Here is a 3,765-nt window from a genome sequence, read left to right as displayed (position 1 = left end):
CACGGCCGGAACGCCGGCCGTGTCTGTTTTGCAGCTTTGGTTATTTCATTTCTACGTCTGCGCCAGCTTCTTTCAGGGAAGCAACAAGCTTCTCTGCTTCGTCTTTTGCAATCGCTTCCTTGATCGTGGAAGGAGCGCCATCTACCATGTCTTTTGCTTCTTTCAGGCCAAGACCTGTCGCTTCTCTTACCACTTTGATTACTTTGATCTTTTCTGCGCCAGCAGCCTTCAGAACTACGTCGAATTCTGTTTTCTCTTCCGCAGCAGCAGCGCCGTCGCCAGCAGCCGGAGCAGCAGCAACCGCTACCGGAGCAGCAGCGCTTACGCCGAATGTTTCTTCGATTTCTTTTACCAGCTCTGCGAGATCCAGAACGTTCATTTCTTTGATTGCATCAAGAATCTGTTTGTTATCCATTATTATTATCCTCCAAAATTTTCACTTTTTTTAAATTTTTTGTACATTTCGTACAGTTTACTGTTGTTTCTGACCTACCACTGCGTTAAGCGCACATGCAAGCCCTCTCGGGATCGCCTGGAGCGCCAAAGCAAAGTTTGTGACCGGAGCATTCAAGCTGCCCAGCATTTTCGCAATAAGTTCTTCCTTGGAAGGGAGCTTCGAAAGGCTGTTGATGCCTGCCGCGTCCATCACCTTACCGTCTAAGATACCGCCCTTGATCTCTGTTTTGTTCACACCTTTTACGAACTTGCACAGAACCTTCGCCGGAGCAACCGGATCTTCATACCCAAATGCAACTGCGCTCGGCCCTTTGAAGTACTCGTCCACGCCCTCAATATTGAGTTCGTCTGCCGCACGCTTGAGCATATTGTTTTTGATGACTTTATACTCTACGCCCACTTCACGGAACTGGTTTCTTAAGCTCGTTACTTCTTCCACCGTAAGACCGCGATAGTCAAGTACCACCATGCACTGCGCACGCTTCATTTTGTCGACTACGTCCGCAACCGCTGCTTGCTTTTCTTGTAATTTCGCTTCTTTCAAATCGTTTCACCTCGCTGCTGCGCCTGATTCAAATAAAAAATGCTCTTCATAAAGCCCTGAAGACTTTATAAGAGCACAATCAAGCATTCTTAGAAAATCGACCTCGTCAGGACCTTTCGGTTTAAGCTTCCGCTCCTGAGTCTGTGGCTTTTTTACATTATTCATTTTTACGCAAGTAAAATAATACCATACACACGCCCCGCTGTCAAGGCTTTCAGTTCAGTTCGTCAAGCGTCAACGCGTACCCGGGCAGAAAATGCTCGATGAAATAAGTAACCTCGGCAAGCTTCATATCCTCCACCGCTTCTTTGGTGCGCGCACACGCCTTTTCAAATTCCGTATTGCCGCTCTTGAGTTCTTCCATACACTTGATATACGCGCTCAGCTTGTCCGCCGCCTTTACGATCACGCGCACGTCATCGTCCACTTCCTGCAGCACATAAGGCGCAATGCTTGGTTGCATCTCGTCGGGCAGCATGGATACAAGCCGTTCCTCCGCGTGCCGCTCGATCTTCTTATACGACTGCGTGATATCTTCGTCAAAATATTTGATGGGCGTGGGCAGATCACCGGTGATCACTTCGCTTGCCTCATGATAAAGCGCGGCGCACAGAACATCCTTCTCGCTTACAGTACTGCCAAAATATGTGTTTTTGATCACGCACAGCGCATGGGCTAAAAGCGATACCGTAAAGGTATGCTCTGCTACGTCCTCTTCCATATTGTTGCGCATAAGCCCCCAGCGTTTGATGTGCTTTAAGCGCGACATATAGGCATAAAAGCTCTTTTTCATCCTGTTACCGCCTCTTACGTTCTTTTTGCCATCATAGCATAAAAAGCAGGGAAAAACCACCGCTACAGCAAAACAATCCCAAGAATCAGCAGTCCGGTCGTAATCACAGGAAACAATCTGTCGATTGGTCGCAGGATCATCGGTTTATAGCAGGTACGCTTGGCTCTGTCGTCAAACCCCTGCGACTCCATCGCCGCCGCAAGCGCTTCTGACCACCGCACCGCCTTGACCATCAACGGCGTCAAAAGCACAGGCGAGATCGCCATCGGATATAGCCCGCGCGCGCGAAAGGCCGCCTTCGTCTTTTTGTATTCATGACTGATGTTCGGCAACAGCTGAAAAGATGCCAGCAGCCCGTACACGAATTTGACCGGCATATGAAGCTGTTGCTCCATCGAACGCACCAGCTTCATTGTATCTGTGGTAAACACGAACAGCATGCCAAGACTGCCGAACGCAAGCACCCTGCTCGCGAGCTGCAGCCCGTTGCCAATCGCGCCTCCCGAAATAAGCGAAGCCGTCGCCGCGCCTACCCCTACGTTGGAACCATCGTGGAACCTATAGCCCGTCATATACATGCCCACCGAAAGGATGAGCACAGGGATCAATACCCGCAATGCACTTTTCCAATTGATATGCGAAAACGCAAGCACCGCCATACATACGGCGACAATCGCAAAATTTAGGATCGTATTATATACAAAAGCGATGATCACGATCGGGATCAGTACCCCGATCAGCTTATAGGCCGGATTGATACTTTTCACTCTATATCCTCCCGCTTAAGCTTTCCATCCCGCAGCACATACAGCGCATCCGCATAGTCGTGTGCAAGCTGCCTGTCGTGTGTGGAGAAAATAAGCGTCAACCCCTGCTCTACCCGTCTGTCAAGCAGCTCCATCACCGCACGAATGGCGCGTAAGTCCTGCGCGTACGTCGGCTCGTCGCATACCAATATCTCGCAATCGTACGCCAGCAGGGCCGCCACCGCCAGCCTGCGCTGTTGCCCCTGGCTTAACATAAAGGGTGATAAAAAGCGGTATTTCCACAGCCCGATCTCTTTTAGAACATCCTTGACGCGCTGCTCCATCTCGTCTTCCGCCACCCTCTTTTTCAGGCTGACGGCGATCTCGTCAAACACGCTGGACGCAACAAACTGATCCTGCGGATTCTGGAACACAAACCCGAGCTTGTGGCTGAGCGCTTTTTTACGCAGCTTTTTCAGCTCCTGCCCATGCAGCAATACACTTCCCTGATAGGCAACAATGCCGCACAGCACAGAAAACAGCGTGCTTTTTCCGCTGCCCGAAAGCCCTGTCACGGCATAAGTCTTCCCTCTGGAAAAATCAGCGTCAAGGCCACTAAGAACCTTATTGTCCCCATACCCGGCACATAACCCGCGAATAGAGAGTACTTCTTCGTCCGTTCCCTTTTCGCGCCGCGCAGGCTCCCGATAGCTTTGCTCCGGATATACGATGCCAAGCTCCTCGAACGTTTGCTTGTATTCGCTCAGATTGTCGCGCGTGATCCCGCGCGCAAGCAGCTCTGCTCCCGTTCCGAGCAGCATCACCTCGTCCATGATCGGCAGCCAGTGCGCCACCTGATGATCTACCGCCACAATGCCGATGCCCATTTCCCTGTTGAGCCTTCCAATTCTTTGCACCAACTCGATGGTAGAGTCCGGATCGATGTTCGCAAACGGCTCGTCCAACAGCAGCCATTTTGGCCGCAGCAGGGTCACGCACGCAAGCATCATCTTTTGCTTTTCCCCGCCCGACAATGTGTGCAGCGCCTTTTCCTTCAGATGGGAAATCCCGCAGAAAGCGAGCGCCTCGTCCATCTGCCGCTGCATATCCGCCGGGTCTTCGCCCTTGTTTTCCAAACAGAATATCAGCTCGTTTTCCACCGTATCCATACAAAATTGCAAGTCCGGGTTCTGGAACATCATACCTACAAGCGGCATGCGCTCAGA

The 3,765-nt window shown here is 51.1% G+C and carries 5 protein-coding genes and 1 other annotated feature; all 5 genes read right to left on the bottom strand.

The window, feature by feature from the left end; all coding sequences use genetic code 11:
- Positions 1 to 40 precede the first annotated feature (40 nt).
- The gene (gene rplL, locus VB081_RS01670; RefSeq protein ID WP_323399127.1) at positions 41 to 415 is read right to left on the bottom strand and encodes a 50S ribosomal protein L7/L12; all 375 of its coding nucleotides are present in this window, start codon (positions 413 to 415) and stop codon (positions 41 to 43) included.
- A gap of 57 nt (positions 416 to 472) precedes the next feature.
- Complete coding sequence (gene rplJ, locus VB081_RS01665; RefSeq protein ID WP_323399126.1) at positions 473 to 1,000, bottom strand: 50S ribosomal protein L10; 528 nt, start codon at positions 998 to 1,000, stop codon at positions 473 to 475.
- Positions 1,001 to 1,026: 26 nt separating this feature from the next.
- Positions 1,027 to 1,165: a sequence feature (ribosomal protein L10 leader region), on the bottom strand.
- Between the two features lie 49 nt (positions 1,166 to 1,214).
- Positions 1,215 to 1,793, bottom strand: a complete 579-nt coding sequence (yfbR, locus tag VB081_RS01660) for a 5'-deoxynucleotidase (protein ID WP_323399125.1) — start codon at positions 1,791 to 1,793, stop codon at positions 1,215 to 1,217.
- Positions 1,794 to 1,855: 62 nt separating this feature from the next.
- Positions 1,856 to 2,560: an energy-coupling factor transporter transmembrane component T family protein gene (locus VB081_RS01655; RefSeq protein ID WP_323399124.1), complete on the bottom strand. Its 705-nt coding sequence runs from the start codon at positions 2,558 to 2,560 to the stop codon at positions 1,856 to 1,858.
- Positions 2,557 to 3,765 (bottom strand): ABC transporter ATP-binding protein (locus VB081_RS01650; RefSeq protein WP_323399123.1); only part of this gene is annotated, 1,209 nt, incomplete at its 5' end. The genes VB081_RS01655 and VB081_RS01650, both read right to left, overlap by 4 nt.

Source organism: Christensenella sp., from assembly GCF_034927525.1.
In the GTDB taxonomy this organism is placed as follows: Bacteria; Bacillota; Clostridia; order Christensenellales; family Christensenellaceae; genus Christensenella.
Note: the sequence above shows the minus strand (reverse complement) of the source record. Positions and strands in the feature narration are given on the sequence as shown.

What these genes read in the sequence shown, in the direction of transcription:
- rplL (WP_323399127.1), bottom strand. Translation starts at nt 415, where the DNA reads ATGGATAACAAACAGATTCTTGATGCAATCAAAGAAATGAACGTTCTG.
- yfbR (WP_323399125.1), bottom strand. Translation starts at nt 1,793, where the DNA reads ATGAAAAAGAGCTTTTATGCCTATATGTCGCGCTTAAAGCACATCAAA.